This is a genomic window from Micromonospora sp. HUAS YX12, assembly GCF_040215685.1.
Lineage (GTDB): Bacteria > Actinomycetota > Actinomycetes > Mycobacteriales > Micromonosporaceae > Micromonospora > Micromonospora tulbaghiae.
Genome location: NZ_CP157974.1, coordinates 2849778 through 2867859 on the forward strand (window position 1 = coordinate 2849778; position 18082 = coordinate 2867859).

An 18082-nucleotide genomic window follows, 5' to 3' on the forward strand; every position below is an offset into this window, starting at 1 on the left:
TGTGATGAACATCGCCAGTCGGGGTACTCCGCGAGCGGCCGACCACGGACTCGCAACGGGTGAAAGGACAGAGTCCCGATCCGGACGTCCGGCCAGTGGTCCGCCGCGGGAGGTACCACGCGGTAGGGCCTAGGCTTGGCGGCAGAGTGACCCACAACGCGGTGGGTCGAGGGGAGTGGCACCGATGGACCGGCGTCCGGCGATCAAACCGGGACCCGACCTCCGGCAGGCTGACACCGGCCGGGACGACGACAGCTTCGATTCGGCGACCGACGGAGACGGTTTCAGCCGTCTCGACACAGGAGTGACCGGGATGACCGGTTCCAGCATCGACACCCTCTACGACCTGGGCCTGCCTGCGAAGGCACTGGCCGACGAGTCGGAGGACGCCGAGCTGGACGAGCCCGTTCCCAACGCGGAGCGGCTGGTCGCCCAGGCGGTCGCGCTGGCCGGCGACGACCACGACGCGGCCACACTCGTGGACCGCTTCTGGCGGTTCGCGCCGGACGAGGAGCTGATCGGCTTCACCGCCGAGGAGATGCTGGAGGCGGCCCGGGCGCACCGGGACCTGGCCCAGCAGCGGGTGCCGGGCGAGCTGAAGCTCCGCATCCACGAACCGGACGCCGAGCAGCACCACACCGTCGTCGAGATCGTCACCGACGACATGCCGTTCCTGGTCGACTCCGTGACCGCCCTGCTGAACTCCCGCCACCTCGACGTGCACCTGCTGGTGCACCCGCTGGTCGTGGTGCGGCGCGAGCCGCTGGGCCGGCTCACCGAGGTCTCAGCGGACGTGGAACCGGACGACGCCATCGCCGGTGACCTGGTCGAGAGCTGGATGCGGATCGAGATCGACCCGGTGCGCGACCCGGCCGAGCGGGAGATGCTGCGCCGCGAGTTGCAGCGGGTGCTCACCGACGTGCGCGAGGCGGTCGAGGACTGGCCGAAGATGCGGCAGCGGGCTCTCGCGCTCGCCGACGAGCTGGCCGCCGCCCGGACGTCGGACAATCGCCCGCCGGTGCCGGAGAAGGACATCACCGACTCGGTGGAGCTGCTTCGCTGGCTGGCGCACGACCACTTCACGTTCCTCGGGTACCGGGAGTACCGCCTGGTCGACACCGACGGCGCGCGCGGCGGGCAGGCCCTGGAGGCGGTGCTCGGCACCGGGCTGGGCATCCTGCGCTCCGACTCGCCGGAGGCCCGGTCGCTGAACTCGATGACGCCCGAGGCACACGAGAAGGTGCTGGAGAAGCGCCTGCTCATCATCACCAAGGCCAACTCGCGCGCCACCGTGCACCGCTCGGCGTACCTCGACTACATCGGCTTCAAGATCTTCAACGAGGCCGGCGAGGTGGTCGGCGAGCGGCGCTTCCTGGGCCTGTTCTCCACCGCCGCGTACCGGACCAGCGTGCAGGAGCTGCCGGTGGTCCGGCGCAAGGTCGCCGAGGTGCTCGACCGCTCGGGCCTGAGCCTGCGCAGCCACTCCGGCAAGGACCTGTTGCAGATCCTGGAGACCTACCCGCGCGACGAGCTGTTCCAGATCAAGACCGACGACCTCTACCACGCGGTGATCGGCGTGCTGCGGATGGCGGGCCGCCGGCAGCTGCGGGTGTTCCTGCGCCGCGACGCGTACGGGCGGTTCATCTCCTGCCTGATCTACCTGCCGCGGGACCGGTTCACCACGCAGAACCGGCTGCGCATGCAGGACATCCTGCTGCGCGAGCTGAACGGCGTCGGCGTCGACTACACCACGCGGGTGACCGAGTCGATGCTGGCCCGGGTGCACTTCATCGTGCGTACCGACCCGAACAACCCGCCCGGTGACATCGACGCCGACCTGCTCGCCGAGGAACTGGCCGACGCGACCCGGCTCTGGGACGACGACTACCGGCTGGTGCTGGAACGCAAGCTCGGCGACGAGCAGGCCAAGCACCTGTTCGCCCGGTACGCCGACGCGTTCCCGGAGGGCTACAAGGACGGGCACACGCCGTACGAGGCGATGAAGGACCTGGCGAAGCTGGAGCTGCTGGAGGAGCCCGGCCAGCTGGAGATGCACCTGTTCCGCAAGCAGGCGCCGCCGCGTCCGTACGCCGCCCGCGCCGCCGACGCCGACGAGGCGATGGACGTGCGGTTCAAGGTCTACCGGTACGGCGAGCCGATGATGCTCTCCGCCGTGCTGCCGGTGCTGCACTCGCTCGGCGTGAAGGCGGTCGACGAGCACCCGTACGAGGTGGAGCGCGTCGACGGCCGGATCTGGCTCTACGACTTCGGTCTGGAGCTGCCCGAGCGGCACCAGGACCTGGCCGAGGTGCGCCCGCACGTGGAGAACGCCTTCGCCGCCGCCTGGCGGGGCGAGGCCGAGGTGGACGGCTTCAACGAGCTGGTGCTGCGGGCCGGGCTCACCTGGCGGCAGGTCGTCGTGCTGCGCGCGTACGCCAAGTACCTGCGGCAGGCCGGCACCGTGTTCTCCCAGGAGTACATGGAGCAGACGTTCATCGCGTACCCGCAGATCGCCGAACTGCTGGTCAGGCTGTTCGAGACCCGGTTCGCCCCGGGCGCGACCACGCTCGACGAGCGGCGGCAGCGCAGCGGCGAACTGGTCGACGCGATCGGCGAGGCGCTGGACGAGGTGGCCAGCCTCGACCAGGATCGGATCCTGCGGTCGTACCTGACGTTGATCCAGGCCACGCTGCGCACCAGCTTCTACCAGAAGCCGGTCGGCGGGCGGCCCAAGCCGTACGTGGCGCTCAAGCTCGACCCGCAGGCCATCCCGGACCTGCCGGCGCCGCGACCCAAGTTCGAGGTCTTCGTCTACTCGCCCCGGTTCGAGGGCGTGCACCTGCGGTACGGGCCGGTGGCCCGCGGCGGCCTGCGCTGGTCCGACCGGCGCGAGGACTTCCGGACCGAGGTGCTCGGCCTGGTCAAGGCGCAGATGGTGAAGAACGCGGTGATCGTGCCGGTCGGCGCCAAGGGCGGCTTCGTGCTCAAGCAGAAGCCGGGCGACCGGGACGAGGCGGTCATCTGCTACAAGGAGTTCGTCTCCGCCCTGCTCGACGTCACCGACAACATCGTCAGCGGCGAGATCGTGCCGCCCGAGGACGTGGTCCGGCACGACGGCGACGACCCGTACATGGTCGTGGCCGCCGACAAGGGCACCGCGACGTTCTCCGACATCGCCAACGAGATCTCCGAGGCGCACAACTTCTGGCTCGGCGACGCGTTCGCCTCCGGCGGCTCGGCCGGCTACGACCACAAGAAGATGGGCATCACCGCCCGGGGCGCCTGGGAGTCGGTCAAGCGGCACTTCCGGGAGCTGGGGCACGACACCCAGACGCAGGACTTCACAGTGGCCGGCGTCGGCGACATGTCCGGCGACGTGTTCGGCAACGGGATGCTGCTGTCGCAGCACATCCGGCTGGTGGCCGCGTTCGACCACCGGCACATCTTCCTGGACCCGGACCCGGACTCGGCCCGGTCCTTCGCCGAACGCAAGCGGCTGTTCGACATGCCCCGCTCGTCGTGGGAGGACTACGACCGGGAGCTGATCTCCGAAGGCGGCGGCATCTACCCGCGTACCGCGAAGTCGGTGCCGGTCTCGCCGCAGGTCCGCGCGGTGCTCGGCCTCGACGAGGACGTCACGCAGCTCAGCCCGCAGGAGCTGATGAAGGCGATCCTCACCGCGCCGGTCGACCTGTTCTGGAACGGCGGCATCGGCACCTACGTCAAGGCGTCCAGCCAGACCAACGCCGAGGTCGGGGACAAGTCCAACGACGCCATCCGGGTGGACGGCAAGGGCCTGCGCTGCCGGGTGGTCGGCGAGGGCGGCAACCTGGGCTTCACCCAGCACGGCCGGATCGAGTACGCCTCGACCGGCGGCCGCATCTACACCGACTTCATCGACAACGCGGCCGGGGTGGACTGCTCCGACCACGAGGTCAACATCAAGATCCTGCTCAACACGGCGGTCGCCGACGGTGAGCTGGACCGGCCGGAGCGCGACGAGCTGCTGGCCCAGATGACCGACGAGGTCGCCGATCTGGTGCTGCGGGACAACTACGACCAGGCACGGGCGCTCAACAACGCCCAGGCCCAGGCCGCCTCGTTGCTCCCGGTGCACCGGCGCATGATCAGCGAGCTGGAGCGGTCCGGCGCGCTGGACCGGGCGCTGGAGGCGCTGCCCTCGGACGAGGAACTGGCGGTCCGCACCGAGAGCGGCCTGACCGCGCCGGAGTTCGCGGTGCTGCTCGCGTACGTCAAGATCGTGCTGGAGCGCGAGATCGTCGGCGAGGGCCTGGCGGACGAGGAGTGGACGACCGACGTCCTGGTCAACTACTTCCCGACGCCGCTGCGCCAGCGCTTCGCCGACCGGATGGGCCGGCACCGGCTGCGCCGGGACATCGTCACCACGGTCCTGGTCAACGAGGCGATCAACCGGGGCGGCATCTCGTTCGTCTTCCGGGTGGTCGAGGAGACGGCGGCGTCCGCGGCGGACGTGCTCCGGGCGTACGTGGTGGTCCGCGAGGTGTTCGGCCTGCGCGACCTGTGGGACGCGGTCGAGGCGCTGGACAACAAGGTCTCGCCCGAGTTGCAGACCGCCGTCTACCTGGACACCCGGCGGCTGCTCGACCGCGCGGTGCGCTGGCTGGTCACCAACCGGCGGTCGCCGATCGACGTGCCGGCGGAGATCGCCCGGCTGCGCGACGGCGTGGCCCGGCTCCTGCCGGACCTGGAGCACCGGTTCTGGGGCACCGAGCGGGAGGCCATCGCGGCGCACATCGAGTCGCTGGCCGGCCGCGGGCTGCCGCGTGACCTGGCCGAGCAGGCGACCCGCCTGATGTACAGCTTCGGCCTGCTCGACATCGTCGAGACGGCGCAGGAGACCGGGCGGGACGTGAGCGAGGTGGCCTCGGTCTACTTCGTGCTCTCCGACCGGTTCCGGGTCGACGCGCTGCTGTCGAAGATCTCCCTGCTGCCCCGCGAGGACCGGTGGCAGACCCTGGCCCGGATGGCGCTGCGCTACGACCTGTACGCCGCGCTCGCCGCGCTCACCGCGGAGGTGCTCGGGTCCACGCGGGAGGACGTGCCGCCGGTGGAGCGGGTGCAGGAGTGGGAGCAGGCGAACGCCACCTCGATCCACCGGGCGCACCGGGCGATGGGGGAATTCGACGAGTCCCGCGCCGACCTGTCCGCGCTGTCGGTGCTGCTGCGCCAGATCCGTACCCTGGTCCGGACCTCGGCCGCGGCCTGACCGCTCGACGCGCGTGGCCCGGTGGTCGGTTCCCCGACCACCGGGCCACTGCCGTTGCCGCCCTCAGCTCGTCATAGCGGCGTAGACCACGATGTTGTTCAGGTAGCTCCCGGCCGTCCGGTCGAACACCCCGCCGCAGGTCACCACGCGCAGGGCCGGCACGTCCGATGGACCGTAGACCTGCGCGGCGGGAAAGGCGGTCTTCGGGTACGACCCGATCTCCCGAACCGTGAACGTGGCGGCCGAGCCGTCCTGCCGGGCGACCACGATCGTGTCGCCGGGCACCAGCGCGCCGAGGTTGAAGAACACCGCCGGGCCGAGCTGGGCGGAGTCGACGTGACCCACGATCACCGCGTTGCCGGCCTCGCCCGGGCTGGCGCCGGGGGAGTACCAGCCGGCCGTCATGGCCTGGTCCAGCGGGGGCACCTGGACCGTGCCGTCCGGATTCGTGCCGAGCGACATGATCGGGGCCTGCACCCCGATGCGGGGGATCGAGATGCCGACCGGCGCCGACCGGGGGAGCGGGGCCGGGGCGGGGCTCGTCGCTTCGGGACCGCCCGGGGTGGCGCCGGGGCCGCCCGTCGGTGGGCCGGGTGTCGCCGGGCCGTTGCCGCCCCCGGCGGCGTCCGCCGCCGGTTGGCCGGTGCTGCCGGATGCGGGCTGCCCGGCGGCGTCCGGTGTCGGCTGCCCCTCGGCGTCCGGATCGGTGTACGTGCCGCCCGGGTCGGCTTGCGGGCCGGTGGTGACCGGGCCGGCCTGGGAGATCGGCTGTGGCGGTGAGGGTGGCGGGACGGTCCGCACGGACGCGCCGATCAGACCGGCCCCGGCCATGGCGAGCAGGACGACGACGGCCGCGCCGGCGGCACGCCACGGACTTCCGTGACGGCCGCCGGCCCGGGTCGTCGTCCGGTCAGACCAGGCCACCGGCCCGCCGCCGGCGCAGCAGCACCAGGCCGCCCAGCGCCGCGGCGCCGATCATGCCCGCGCCACCGGTGGCGAGGTTGCGGTCCACGCCGGTGGTCGTCATGCCACCGTCGCCGCCGTCGACCCCACCGTGCGGCAGGACCACCAGCTCGCCCTCACCGCAGGAGCCCCGCAGCTCGTACCGGCCCGGCCGGGCGTCGTGCGAGACGGTGGCCTCGCCGTAGTAGACGAAGTCCTTCCCGTGCTCCCAGCCGTCCTTGCCGTAGTCGCGCTCGGCGTCCTTGCCGTAGTCAGCCTTGTCGTCCTTGCCGCCCTGCCAGGAGCCGTGCTCGTCCTTGCTGTCCTTGCCCTTGTCGTCCGGCCAGGAGCCGTGCTCGTCCTTGCCGTGCTCGTCCTTGGCGTCCTTGCCGTACCGGTCCTTGCCGTCGGGGCCGTGCGCGTCCTTGGTCCAGTCCGGCGCGCCCCGCTGCTCCTTCTCCCAGCCCGGCTCGGCGTCCTGGCCGTACTCGTCGTGCCCCTGCCAGTCGCCGGGGTCGACGGCCGTGCCGGCGCCCGCGCCACCCGGCTGGCCGGCGGGCGGCTGGGGCTGGTTCGCCGGAGGCTGCGGCATGCCGTCCCCGCCGGGGCCGTTGCCACCGGGGCCGTTGGCGTCCGGGCCGTGTCCGTACCCGCCCGGCTCGCCGCGGCCGTCCAGGCCCTTGCCGTGCTCGTCCTTGCCGTCGGGGCCCTTGCCGTGGTCGTCCTTGCCGTTGAGGCCCTTGCCGTGCTCGTCCTTGCCGTCCGGGCCCTTGCCGTCCCAGCCCCAGTCCTGGTCGCCACCCCAGTCGCCGTGCTCGCCGTCCCGGGCCGGGTGCAGGTCGACCTTGCCGGTCACCTTCGACCAGACGGTGGCGTGCTTCTGCGGCTCGGAGCAGATCGCGAGCAGCTCGACTCGGTCCCCCGCCTTGACCACGTGCGGCTTGGCGATGACCTTGCCCTCGTCGTGTCCGCCCGCGTAGGCCATTCCCGGGGTGAACGCGAGAAGGCCGGCTCCGCCGAGGGCGGCGCCCGCGACCACGTTCCCGAGCATCTTCTTAGCCATGCCCAGCGTCTCCATCCCTGTTCGTCCTGAGCCCGACGTCGGTCGAGCTAAGGCCGACGTTAGACCTTTTCGCGACTTATCCGGGGAAAGATTCGCTTTTAGTGATTTGCCGATGTTGGGGCGGTGCGCGTTCTCCGCGACCCCCCGCGCCGATCGGGCACACTTCGGTGCGGCTGGGTAGAACGTGGTGGGTGTCTTCGAGCCGTTTCACCACCCATGGCGTTCCACCCGGGCGGGTGACGACGGTCGCGACGGTAGGGTGGGCGGCGGGCGTATCGAGGCATTGCCATGGAAGCGCTCCCATGCAAGAATCGCTGCACGCGGTTCGGGGAGCCACACCGCGAGCTCAGACGTCGAGGGCAGCCGGCACCACCGGCCGACGTCCGGCTCCATCGGCCGGTCCTGTGGACCGGTCGGCACCACCACCCCCATAGCGCCCGTCCGGGTCGGGCGTCCCCCGAAGAAACCCGTGGCGCGCACGGTCGCTCCCGCAGGACGACCGCCGCCGCCATTTGCGCCGGGCCGTACGCGGATCCGGTCTCGCCCAAGGAGATCAGTGGCATGAATCTGTGGAGAAGGCTGTCCGGCCGGAACCGGACGCTTGCGCTCACCGGCGCCGGCGTCCTGGTAGCCGGTGGACTGGTGACCCTCCCGGTCACCGCGGCGCAGGCCGCCACGCAGTGCAGCGTGACCTACACGACCAGCGACTGGCCCGGTGGATTCACCGGCACCGTGACCATCAGGAACATCGGTGACGCGCTCAGCTCGTGGAACCTCGGCTTCACCTTTCCGAACAGCTCGCAGCGGGTGGTGAACGGCTGGTCCGCGAGGTGGTCCCAGAGCGGCCAGAACGTCACCGCGCAGAACGAGTCGTACAACGGGTCGCTCGCCAGCGGCGCCAGCACCACCATCGGCTTCAACGGCTCCTGGAGCGGCAGCAACCCGAAGCCGACCCAGTTCACGCTCAACGGCACGGTCTGCAACGGCGGCACGCCGTCCACCAGCACCCCGCCGACGAGCACGCCGCCGACCAGCACGCCGCCCACGAGCACGCCGCCGACCAGCACGCCGCCCACGAGCACGCCGCCCACGAGCACGCCGCCCACGACCACCCCGCCGCCGGGGCAGCGGGTCGACAACCCGTACGCCGGCGTGAAGGGGTACGTGAACCCCGAGTGGAAGGCCAAGGCCGAGTCGGTGTCCGGCGGCAGCCGGGTGTCGAACAACCCGACCGCGGTCTGGCTCGACCGGATCGCCGCCATCAACGGCACGCCGAACAGCAGCTCCAACGGCGCGATGGGCGTCCGTGACCACCTGGACGCCGCGCTCGCCCAGGGCGCCGGCTACATCCAGTTCGTCATCTACAACCTGCCCGGCCGGGACTGCTCCGCGCTCGCCTCCAACGGTGAGCTGGGCCCGGACGAGCTGCCCCGCTACAAGGCCGAGTACATCGACCCGATCGCCGCGATCCAGGGCGACTCGAAGTACCGGAACCTGCGCATCGTCAACATCATCGAGATCGACTCGCTGCCCAACCTGGTGACCAACACCTCGGGCAACGCGGGCGGCACGGTCATGTGTGACACGGTGAAGGCCAACGGCGCGTACGTGAACGGTGTCGGCTACGCCCTGGCGAAGCTGGGCGCGATCGGCAACGTCTACAACTACATCGACGCCGCCCACCACGGCTGGATCGGCTGGGACAGCAACTTCGGCCCGGTCGCCGACCAGCTCAAGGCCGCCGCCGTGGCGTCCGGCAGCACCGTCGCCAACGTGCAGGGCTTCATCGTCAACACGGCGAACTACTCCGCCCTGAAGGAGCCGTACGTCAAGATCACCGACACGGTGAACGGCCAGACCGTCCGGCAGTCCAAGTGGGCCGACTGGAACCAGTACCTCGACGAGCTGTCGTTCGCCCAGGCGTTCCGGCAGAAGCTGGTCTCGATCGGCTTCGACAGCAACATCGGCATGCTGATCGACACCTCCCGCAACGGTTGGGGCGGCTCCGCCCGGCCGACCGGCCCCGGCCCGTCGACCAGCGTGGACGCGTACGTCGACGGTGGCCGCGTCGACCGGCGCCTGCACACCGGCAACTGGTGCAACCAGGCCGGCGCGGGTCTCGGCGAGCGGCCGCGGGCCAACCCGGAGACCGGGATCGACGCCTACGTCTGGGTGAAGCCCCCGGGTGAGTCGGACGGCTCCAGCAAGGAGATCCCGAACACCGAGGGCAAGGGCTTCGACCGGATGTGCGACCCGACTTACACCGGTAACGCCCGCAACGGCAACAACATGTCCGGCGCCCTGCCGGACGCGCCGATCTCCGGCGCGTGGTTCCCGGCCCAGTTCCAGCAGCTCATGCAGAACGCGTACCCGCCGCTCTCCTGAGCCGCGGTGAGGACCACCCGCGGCGGCGGGAGTGAGGCACCGCCGCGCGGGTTCCCCGGGCCCCTGGCCGACGCCCACGTCGGCCAGGGGCCCTCGGCCGTTCCGGTGTCAGGGAACGGTGCGCTCGATCGCCGCCCGGCCCAGCTCGGCCAGGTCTCGGCGGGCCCGTTCCAGGTTCTCCGGCGTCACGTCCTGCCCCCGGGCCTGCACCAGATCCTCCGGATCCCAGGGCTGTTCGGCGCCGGTACGGATGTCGTCCGGGGCCGCGCCGGTGCCGGTGCCGGTCGCGCCGGTCCCGGCCGCGTACGGGTCACCGATGAGGTTCGGCGACCCGGTGTCCGGCACCGCGCCGTCGGGCTCGGTGAAGACGGGGTTGTCCGGGTCGGTGCCGCCGTTGCGCAACTGGGGCACCGTGCTGTCGTCGTCCACCGCCGCGGCCACCTCGGGGGTCTCCTCCAGCGGCCGCTCGCCACCGCGGTCACGATCGGTCATGCTGCTGCCCTCCTGTCCCTTCGCGTGATCCCCGTGGCCTACCCGGTGCGGGCCGCGCCATGCGGGCGGAGGGGTCAGGACTCGTCGCGCCGCGGCTCCGGCGCCTCGGTCGGGCGCAGCCACTGCCACAGCAGCATCAGCAGCCCGAACACCAGCATCGCCGCGCCGGCCCACAGGTTGATCCGGACGCCCTGCGCCTTGTCGATCTCGGCGGACGTGTCGAACAGCCCCATCAGGCCGACGATCAGCCCGTACACCACGAACAGGCCGCCGATGACCCGGCGGATGTCGAACAGCCGGGCCGCGGCGGAGCGTTCCTCCCGGGCGTCCTCGGTCTCGTCGACCAGCGGGTCGTGCGCCTCGCCGCCCTGGTAGTGGCGGTCCGCGTTGTCTGCCATGGCGTGCGTCCCCTCCTCAGAAGACCGGGATGTAGAACAGGGCGGCGAGGATCACGGCGACGACGCCGAGCAGCACCGGGGAGCGGTACCAGGCGGTGTCGCCGGCCAGCGAGTCGTCGGCGAGCGTCGTGTCGCTGAGGCCGTACACCAGCCCGGTCAGCTCCCGGTCGGTCTTCGGCCGGGTCAGCGGCGTGACGATCGCGGCCACCACCGCGACGGTGGCGAAGGCCAGGCCCGCGCCCCAGAAGCTCTCCTCCAGGTCCGAGTTGAAGCTGATCACGCCGCCCTTGTAGAGCAGGTACGTGGCGGTGGCCACGACGGTGCCGGACAGCAGTGACCAGAACCCGGCCAGCGGCGTCATCCGCCGCCAGAACATGCCGATGATGAATGTGCCGAACAGCGGCGCGTTGAAGACCGAGAAGAGCGCCTGGATGTAGTTCATGATGTTGCTGAACCCGGCCGCGATGAACGCGGTGCCGATGCCGATCACCACCGCGCCGACGGTGGCGATCCGGCCCACCTTCACGTAGTACTCGTCCGGCTTGTCCCGCCGGAAGTACGCCTGCCAGATGTCGTACGTGAAGACGGTGTTGAACCCGCTGACGTTCGCCGCCATGCCGGCCATGAACGAGGCCACCAGGCCGGTGACCGCGATACCGAGGACGCCGTTGGGCAGCAGGTCGCGCATGAGCAGCGGGATCGCGTTGTTGTAGACCAGGTCGCCCTCGTCGGCGCCCAGCCCCTTGACCGTGACCAGGGCGATCAGGCCGGGGATCACGGTGACCGCCGGGATGAGCAGCTTCGGGTACGCGGCGATGATCGGCGTACGCCGGGCGGCGCTCATGTTCCGCGCGGACAGGGCGCGCTGCACCTCGGCGAAGTTGGTGGTCCAGTAGCCGAAGGAGAGCACGAAGCCGAGGCCGAACACGATGCCCAGCCAGTGCGCGCCGAGGGGGTTGTCGGTGCTGCCGGTGCCCTCCCAGGCGTGCAGGCCGGCCTCGCCGAGCTTGGAGTCGCGGACCGCGTCCATCAGGCCGCTCACGCCGCCGACCTTGACCAGCCCGATCACCGTGATCGGCACCAGACCGGCGATGATCACGAAGAACTGGAGCACCTCGTTGTAGATCGCGCCGGAGAGACCGCCGACGGTGATGTACGCCAGCACGATCACCGCACCGATGATGATCGCGAACCAGAGCGCGGCCAGCCCAGCAGCGCCTGCATGATCAGGGCCAGCGCGTAGAGGTTCACGCCCGCGATGAGCACCTGCGCGACCGCGAAGCTGATCGCGTTGAGCAGGTGGGTGGGGCGGTTGAAGCGCAGCCGCAGGTACTCGGGGACGCTGCGGACCTTGGAGCCGTAGTAGAACGGCATCATCACGATGCCGAGGAAGACCATCGCCGGCACGGCGCCGATCCAGTAGTAGTGCACGGTCATGATGCCGTACTGGGCGCCGTTGGCGGCCATGCCGATGATCTCCAGCGCGCCCAGGTTCGCCGAGACGAACGCCAGGCCGGTGACCCAGGCGGGCAGCGAGCGGCCGGAGAGGAAGAAGTCCACGCTGGTGCGGATCGCGCGCCGGGCGGCGAAACCGACGCCGAGCACCGTGACGAAGTAGAGCGCCAGGATCAGATAGTCCAGGGCGTTCATGTTCAACCGCAGGCCGCCACCGCCCATGCCCGTGCTCCCCTCGTGTGCACCGCTGCCCGCACGTACCCCGATTGCGAAGTTTCATACCTCCTGTTCGGTCCGGGCGTGCGGAAGCCCCGGCCGGTTCACCGGCCGGGGCTTCGTGGCGGTTTCTCAGCGGCCGAGCACGCGGTCCAGGAAGTCGCGGTAGCCGCGCACCGCCACCCGGAGCTGCTCGGTGTCCGTGGAGCCGGACTCCTGCCAGGCGCCGAGCCGGGTGCGCTGCTCGCGCAGGGCCGTGGAGAGCGCCTCGATCGCCTCCTCGACCAGCGACTCCGCCTCGCCGACCGCGGCCCGCGGGTCGTCCACGAAGCGCAGCTGCACGTCGCGCCAGCGGTCCCGGAAGCCCTGGGCGGCCTCCGGCGCGAACAGTGTCGCCGCGTCGGCCGGTACCGCGCCGGGCGTGGGCCGCTCCGCGCCGGCCAGGCCCGTGCCGGCGGCTGCCGCGCCTGCCGCCGCGGTCGCGGTCTCCGGGTCGACCCGGTCGGCGTCGTCGGTGGTGGGGACGGGCTCGGCGTCGGGGTCGACCAGGCCCGGCTCGGCGCTGCCGTACCCGACCGCGCCGTCGGCCGCCGCGTCGTCCCGGACGACGCCGTCGACCGTGCGGTCGTTCCGGACGGCGGCGTCTCCGTCTCCGTCGCGGCCGGTGGCCGCGGATTGCTCGGCGTCCCAGCGGTCCCGGTCGTGCAGGCGGTCCCCGGCGGTCGGGTCGGCCCGCTCGTCGTCCAGCGGGTCGGTGCGGCCCGGCGCGCCGTCGCCCGGCGCCGCGGTGTCCTCGTCGCGCGCGTCGCGCTCGTCCTGCGGACGACCGCTCGCCAGGGCCGAGGCGGCGACCGCGTCGCCCACCGTGGCCGCCCCGAACGCCGTCGGCAGCGGGGCCGGCTCGTGGTACGGGGGCCGCCCGTCGTCGTCGGTCCGGTCGGCGGCGTCGCGCAGCTCCCCGGCGTCGTAGGCGCGGGTCTCGTCGACCTCGGCGTCGCGCCGCTGGTCGGCGACCGCCGGGTCGTCGAAGGTGCCCCGGTCGTCCAGCGCGTCCTCGGGCACGTCGGCCCGGCCGGCGTCGCGCCGGCCGGCGTCGGTGTGCTCGCCCGGCTGCGGCACCGGCACCGGTGCGGACCGGACGGCCTCGGGGTGGTCCTGTGTGACCTGCTGTTCCTCCTGGCGCATGGCGGCGGCCTCCTCAGCGGCTCGGGACGTCGTGGTCGTGGTCGGGGTGGCGCTGCTCCGGCTGCTGCGGGGCGACCGGATCCTCGCCGAGCAGGTCGGCGAAGAGGGCCCGGTAGTGCACGAGCGCCTGCCGGAGGTCCTCGGTGCCGGCCTCACCGCGCTCGTTGCGCTGCCGGATCTCGTGGGCGTCGCGGTAGTGGGTGAGCGTGCGGGCGTGCTCGACCGAGAGGTGGGCGATCTGGTCCGAGAAGTCCCCGGTGGGGTATCCGCGCTCGGCGATCAGGCGGCTCACCAGTTCGTCGGCCTCGCCGACGGTCTCCGCGGGGGAGTCGACGAAGCGCACCTGGAGTTCCTCCCAGGCGGCGGCGTAGCGGGCCCGGGACTCCGGGCTCAGCGGGGTCAGCTCCAGCTCGGCGTGCCGGCGCTCGCGTTCCCGCAGCTCACGCTCGGCGGCGCTGCGGCTGTCCTGCTCGGCGACGACCCGGTCGTACTCGGGGCCGAAGCGCTCCCGCAGCGCCCGGCGGCGGCTGGCGACCACGGCGACCGCGACGAGCGCGGCGATGACGGCGACGACGATGACTATGACGACTACCTGGGTGGACGACATGGCTCCTCCTTCGCACGCTGGTATTCCCTCGCGCGGGTGATCGCCAATCCCGTTGTGCGGCACTTTCCGCCCCGGCCGGGAAAAAGGCGCGGTGCCGCGACCGCCGTCCGGTGCCGGGCCGATGTCCGACTGGGGCCCTCCTGCCCGTCTCGGACCGTAGTGAGAGCCGAGACGGCCGGTAGTGCATCCGCCCCGGATTACGTATCCTGCCCAAGGCGTCCGGGCCGGGGCCCGGCGTCGTGGCCGGCGAACGTGACGGCCGCTGCCGGCGCCACCGAGCGACACCTTCCCGGGCGAGGTCTGATTGAACACCCGTGACTGGCCGATCCGCGCCAAGCTGACCGCGCTGGTCATCGGCCCGGTGACCGGGCTGCTGGCGTTGTGGATCTTCGCCACCACGCTCACCTTCGGGCCCGCGCTCGACCTGCTCTCCGCGCGTACCCTCCTCTACGACCTGGGCCGTCCGGGCGAGGCCGTGGTGGCGGAGCTGCAACGGGAGCGGCGGCTGTCGGTGGTCCAGCTCGCCGGTGACCGCGTCCTCCCGGAGCTGACCGAGCAGCGGGTACGCACCGACGACGCGGTCGTCGAGCTGCGCCGCAAGGTCGACGGCGGTGACCTGCGTGACGTCGCCGACGCCCAGCTCGACAACCGGCTCGACCAACTGGTCTCGGCGCTCGACGCGCTGCCCGCCGGGCGGGCGTTCATCGATGCCCGGAAGGTCGACCGGGCCGGAGCCGTCGGCCTCTACAGCGGGATGATCGGCTCCGCGTTCCAGGCGTTCGGCGCCATGGCCGCGCTGCCCGACGCGCACCTCAACCGGGAGGCGACGGCGCTCACCGCGCTGGGCCGCTCCCGGGAGCTGCTCGGTCAGGCCGACGCGCTGCTGGCCGGTGCCGTCACCGCGGGCCGGTACGCCGAGGGCGAGCACGAGCAACTGGTACGCACGGTCGAGAACCAGCGCTTCCTCGCCGAGATCGCGGTCGCCGACCTGCCGCCCGGGGAGCGGACCGCGTACCAGCGGATGACCGAGGGCGCCGGGTTCCTCCAGCTGCGCGCGCTCCAGGACAGCCTGATCCGCTCGCCCGCGCTGCCCGCCCGGTTCGACATGCGGGCGTGGGACACCGGTCACGCCGAGGTCTGGCAGAGCCTGCGCGACTTCGAGCTGCGCGGCGCGGACGCCCTCGCCGAGCGGTCGGTGCCGATGGCCACCCGGATTCTCGTCCAGCTCGCCGCCGCCGGTGTGCTGGGCCTGCTCACGATCGTGGTGTGCGTGCTGGTGGCGCTGCGGGTCGGCCGGTCGCTGGCGCAGCGGCTGACCGGCGTACGCGCCGCCGCGACCGAGGTGGCCGAACGCCGGCTGCCCGACGTGGTCGCGCGGCTGCGCCGGGGCGAGGAGGTCGACGTGGCCCGGGAGGCGCCCGAGCTGGACCACGGCGGCGACGAGATCGGCCAGGTGGCACGCGCCTTCAACGAGGTGCGCCGGACCGCGGTCCGCGCCGCCGTCGACGAGGTGACGCTGCGCCGGGGCTTCAACGAGGTGATCCTCAACCTCGCCCGGCGCAGCCAGGGGCTGGTGCACCGGCAGCTGGCGTTGCTGGACCGGCTGGAACGGCGTACCGAGGATCCGGACGAGCTGGCCGGGCTGTTCCAGGTCGACCACCTGGCGACGCGGCTGCGGCGGCACGCCGAGGACCTGGTCATCCTCGCCGGGGCCGCGCCCGGACGGGGCTGGCGCCGCCCGGTCGCCGCTGTCGACGTGATGCGGGGCGCGATCTCCGAGGTCGAGGCGTACGACCGGGTCGACGTGGGCGAGGTGGCCCCGGCCGGGGTGCTGGGCCGCGCCGTCGGCGACGTGATCCACCTGCTCGCCGAGCTGATCGAGAACGCGACCGCGTTCTCCCCGCCCGGCACCCGGGTGGACGTCACCGGCCGGAGCGTCCCGGGCGGCTACACCGTCGAGATCACCGACCGGGGGCTGGGCATGTCCGCGCCGGCCCTGGCCGAGGCCAACCGCAAGCTGGCCGAGCCGCCGGAGTTCGACCCGTCCGGCAGCGCCCGGCTCGGGCTGTTCGTGGTGGCGCGCCTGGCCGCCCGGCACGGCGTACGGGTGGAGCTGCGGCCGTCCCGCCCGGCCGGGATCGTCGCCGCGGTGTTCGTACCGTCGGAACTGATCACCGACGAGCCGCCGGTGGGCGCGGACGCCTACGCCGGGCCGGAGCGCCGACGCCTGGCCAAGGTGACCCGGCTGACCACTGTGCCCCGGCCGGGGCGGCCGCCCCGGCCGGGCCGGGACCGGTCGGAGAACACCGTCGTCCCGTTGCAGTCGGCGCGCGCCTCGACTGTGGAACAACCCGCCGACGACGACGGCCTGCCCCGCCGGATCCGGCGCCGCGGCGCGACCGCGCGTCCCCGCGCGGCGGTCGCCGACACCCCGGCCCACCGCAACCCGGAGGAGGCCCGCCGGGCCATGTCGGCGTTGCAGGCCGGCACCGCGCGCGGACGCCGGGACGGCTCCCGGGCCGCCGGAACCGACCCGGCCGCCCCCGCCACCGAACCGCGCGACACCGGTACGCCGTCCACCACCGCGGGGCCGGCCGTGGAGCCCGCCCCGCCGGCGCCGGACCAACGAACCGCGACTGAGAGGGACGCCTAGTGGTGCACACGACGCGGCAGAACGCCGATCTCGACTGGCTGCTCGACGACCTGGTGGAGCGTGTTCCCGCCGCCCGCCAGGCGGTGGTGCTCTCGGCGGACGGGCTCCTGCTCGGCGCCTCCACCGACCAGGACCGCACGGACGCGGAACACCTCTGCGCGCTGGCGTCCGGCTTCTCCGGGCTGGCCAAGGGCGCCACCCGGCACCTCGGCGGCGGCGCGGTCCGCCAGACGGTGGTCGAGATGGAGTCGGCCTACCTGTTCGTGACCGCCGCCGGGCAGGGCGCCTGCCTGGCGGTGGCCAGCGACGCCGACGCCGACATCGGCCTGGTGGCGTACGAGATGGCGATGCTCGTCATCCGGGTCGGGGAGAACCTGGCCGCGCCGAGCCGGGTGGCGGGGGAGCGGACCGATGCGCGCTGAGTCGCCGGGGCCGCAGCACGAGTGGCTGGACGCCGACGCCGGGCCGGTGGTGCGTCCGTACACGCTCACCGGCGGCCGGGTGCGCCCGCCCGTCGACGGCTTCGACCTGCTGGCGTTCGTGCTCGCCACCCCCGGCGCGGACCCGGCCGGCACGCCCGGTCTCCAGCCGGAGCACCGCCGCCTGATCGAGCTGGCCCGGCGGCCGAAGGCCGTGGCCGACCTCGCCGCCGACCTGGACCTCGCCGTGGGCGTGGTCCGGGTGCTGCTCGGCGACCTTCTCGCCCATGGGCTCGTCGCGGTGCACCGGCCACCGGCCACCGCGTACCTGCCCGACGACAACATCCTCAAGGCGGTGGTCAGTGGACTCCGTGCGCTATGACCGGGAGCCGGGGGCGCCGCAGGTGCCGCTGGCTTTGAAGATCCTCATCGCCGGTGGCTTCGGCGCCGGAAAGACGACGCTGGTCAGTGCGTTGAGTGAGGTCCGGCCGTTGCAGACCGAGGAGGTCCTGACCGGGGCCGGGCTCGGCACCGACGACGTCTCCGGGGTCGAGCAGAAGTCGACGACGACGGTGGCGATGGACTTCGGCCGGATCACCATCAACGACGACCTCCAGGTCTACCTGTTCGGCACCCCGGGCCAGGACCGGTTCTGGTTCCTCTGGGACGAGCTGGCGTTCGGCGCGCTCGGCGCGGTGGTGCTCGCCGACACGCGGCGGCTGGCCGACTGCTTCCCCTCGATCGACTACTTCGAGCAGCGGGGCATCCCGTTCGTGGTGGGCGTCAACTGCTTCGAGGGCTCCCGCCGGTTCGGCCTGGAGGCGGTCCGCGACGCCCTGGACCTGGACCCGGACGTCCCGCTCGTGCTCTGCGACGCACGGGACCGGCAGTCCGGCAAGCTGGTGCTGATCTCGCTCGTCGAGCACGTGGCGCGGCAGCGCGGCGAGCCGGTGCCGGTGGGCTGAGCACCCCCGCGCCCGATCCGTCGGGCCCGGCGGGACTGACCGGGCGTGTCACCG

General features: G+C 72.5%; 12 protein-coding genes and 1 pseudogene. 6 read left to right on the forward strand and 7 right to left on the reverse strand.

Annotation, left to right across the window (positions count from 1 at the left end; genetic code table 11):
* Positions 1-184 precede the first annotated feature (184 nt).
* Positions 185-5248, forward strand: a complete 5064-nt coding sequence (locus tag ABIH81_RS13860; protein WP_349880633.1) for an NAD-glutamate dehydrogenase — start codon at positions 185-187, stop codon at positions 5246-5248.
* A gap of 63 nt (positions 5249-5311) precedes the next feature.
* Here the strand turns inward: ABIH81_RS13860 and ABIH81_RS13865 are convergent, their stop codons facing one another.
* Positions 5312-6079, reverse strand: coding sequence for a class F sortase (locus ABIH81_RS13865; RefSeq protein WP_349880634.1), 768 nt, complete (start codon positions 6077-6079; stop codon positions 5312-5314).
* Between the two features lie 79 nt (positions 6080-6158).
* Complete coding sequence (locus tag ABIH81_RS13870; RefSeq protein WP_349880635.1) at positions 6159-7253, reverse strand: hypothetical protein; 1095 nt, start codon at positions 7251-7253, stop codon at positions 6159-6161.
* Between the two features lie 561 nt (positions 7254-7814).
* Here ABIH81_RS13870 and ABIH81_RS13875 point away from each other — a divergent pair.
* Positions 7815-9638 carry a glycoside hydrolase family 6 protein gene (locus ABIH81_RS13875; RefSeq protein WP_349880637.1) on the forward strand — a complete coding sequence of 608 codons (1824 nt, stop codon included), beginning with the start codon at positions 7815-7817 and terminating at the stop codon, positions 9636-9638.
* A 108-nt stretch (positions 9639-9746) separates the two neighbouring features.
* Here ABIH81_RS13875 and ABIH81_RS13880 read toward each other — a convergent pair whose 3' ends face one another.
* The 5 genes and pseudogenes from ABIH81_RS13880 to ABIH81_RS13900 all read right to left on the reverse strand — a co-directional run bounded on the left by ABIH81_RS13880 (position 9747) and on the right by ABIH81_RS13900 (position 13991).
* On the reverse strand, positions 9747-10130 hold the full coding sequence (locus ABIH81_RS13880; RefSeq protein WP_349880638.1) for a hypothetical protein: 384 nt from the start codon (positions 10128-10130) through the stop codon (positions 9747-9749).
* A 74-nt stretch (positions 10131-10204) separates the two neighbouring features.
* On the reverse strand, positions 10205-10528 hold the full coding sequence (locus ABIH81_RS13885; RefSeq protein WP_349880639.1) for a hypothetical protein: 324 nt from the start codon (positions 10526-10528) through the stop codon (positions 10205-10207).
* A 16-nt stretch (positions 10529-10544) separates the two neighbouring features.
* Positions 10545-12205: pseudogene (locus ABIH81_RS13890) on the reverse strand (sodium:solute symporter family protein).
* Positions 12206-12331: 126 nt separating this feature from the next.
* Positions 12332-13384: a hypothetical protein gene (locus ABIH81_RS13895; RefSeq protein WP_349880641.1), complete on the reverse strand. Its 1053-nt coding sequence runs from the start codon at positions 13382-13384 to the stop codon at positions 12332-12334.
* Between the two features lie 13 nt (positions 13385-13397).
* Positions 13398-13991: a hypothetical protein gene (locus ABIH81_RS13900; protein WP_282311049.1), complete on the reverse strand. Its 594-nt coding sequence runs from the start codon at positions 13989-13991 to the stop codon at positions 13398-13400.
* 304 nt (positions 13992-14295) lie between these two features.
* Here ABIH81_RS13900 and ABIH81_RS13905 point away from each other — a divergent pair, with 304 nt between their 5' ends.
* From ABIH81_RS13905 to ABIH81_RS13920, 4 genes are read left to right on the forward strand one after another with little or no spacing between them, the layout of a single operon-like run.
* Positions 14296-16644 carry a nitrate- and nitrite sensing domain-containing protein gene (locus ABIH81_RS13905; protein WP_349880642.1) on the forward strand — a complete coding sequence of 783 codons (2349 nt, stop codon included), beginning with the start codon at positions 14296-14298 and terminating at the stop codon, positions 16642-16644.
* The gene (locus ABIH81_RS13910) at positions 16644-17066 is read left to right on the forward strand and encodes a roadblock/LC7 domain-containing protein (protein ID WP_013288181.1); all 423 of its coding nucleotides are present in this window, start codon (positions 16644-16646) and stop codon (positions 17064-17066) included. The genes ABIH81_RS13905 and ABIH81_RS13910 overlap by 1 nt, the downstream gene beginning before the upstream one ends.
* Positions 17056-17445: a DUF742 domain-containing protein gene (locus ABIH81_RS13915; RefSeq protein WP_349880643.1), complete on the forward strand. Its 390-nt coding sequence runs from the start codon at positions 17056-17058 to the stop codon at positions 17443-17445. Before ABIH81_RS13910 ends, ABIH81_RS13915 begins: the two co-directional genes overlap by 11 nt.
* A complete protein-coding gene (locus ABIH81_RS13920) occupies positions 17426-18028 on the forward strand; it encodes an ATP/GTP-binding protein (RefSeq protein WP_128137837.1) in 603 nt (200 codons plus the stop codon). The genes ABIH81_RS13915 and ABIH81_RS13920 overlap by 20 nt, the downstream gene beginning before the upstream one ends.
* The last annotated feature ends 54 nt before the right edge of the window (positions 18029-18082 follow it).